The sequence below is a fragment of the Ochrobactrum sp. SFR4 genome, assembly GCF_019730395.1.
GTDB lineage: Bacteria > Pseudomonadota > Alphaproteobacteria > Rhizobiales > Rhizobiaceae > Pseudochrobactrum.
The window spans coordinates 1-699 of record NZ_JAAPBB010000073.1; the positions used below are offsets into that span (position 1 = coordinate 1).

Below are 699 nucleotides of genomic sequence, written 5' to 3' on the forward strand. Positions count from 1 at the left end.
TGCTCCCAGACGACTAGAGCCAGGATCAGCACGCCGCCGGCGACATGCGCCAGAATCAGCGGGTTGAACGAAACCGGCAAGCCATCTGCGGCGGCGTTCCAGGCCTGAGCAATTCAGAACAGTCCGGCGATCACAATCAGGGAAGAGATCAGGATCACGCCCCAGGTGCCAAGGACGCCGAAGCCGCGAAATGGCTTTTGCAGCGGCGACCCCTCAGACGCGGCCATGCCGATAGGGTGAGCGATGCGCGCAAGCACAAGGACTGCGCCAAGTGCGTGAATTCCCCAGGGATCCAGGCCGGCCATTTCGTTGAATGCGATCAGGATCAGCCCCAACGGCACGTATTCCGCGAAGTTGGCATGGCTCCGGATGCGCAGGATCAGCGAGAATTGCCCGTCATCTCCCATTGCGACTTTGTGGTGCGCACGAGCCTTGACCACCCAGAACGACAGGCCTGTGAAAACCAGACCAAGCAGAGCGGCATAGAACGCCGTCACCTGTGGGAAGACCATTAGAATACCTTTGCTGAACATGAATGATTTGTTGTTTGACCGACGATGGCCCGCCAGGCGGGCCATCGGAAATGCTTACTCGGCCTTAATCAGGCGATTGCCGCCACCCGCCGATTGGAAGCGAAAGCCATGATGATGAACACGGCCGATCCGACCACCCCGCCCGGCACAAGGGCAAAGAGAGCCG

1 protein-coding gene is annotated in these 699 nt (G+C 59.8%); it reads right to left on the bottom strand.

Translation table 11 applies throughout. The features are described from left to right. Positions 1-113: 113 nt before the first annotated feature. Positions 114-578, bottom strand: coding sequence for an MAPEG family protein (locus HBA93_RS17905; RefSeq protein WP_286202036.1), 465 nt, complete (start codon positions 576-578; stop codon positions 114-116). Positions 579-699: the final 121 nt, after the last annotated feature.

What these genes read in the sequence shown, in the direction of transcription:
- HBA93_RS17905 (WP_286202036.1), bottom strand. Translation starts at nt 578, where the DNA reads ATGGCCCGCCTGGCGGGCCATCGTCGGTCAAACAACAAATCATTCATG.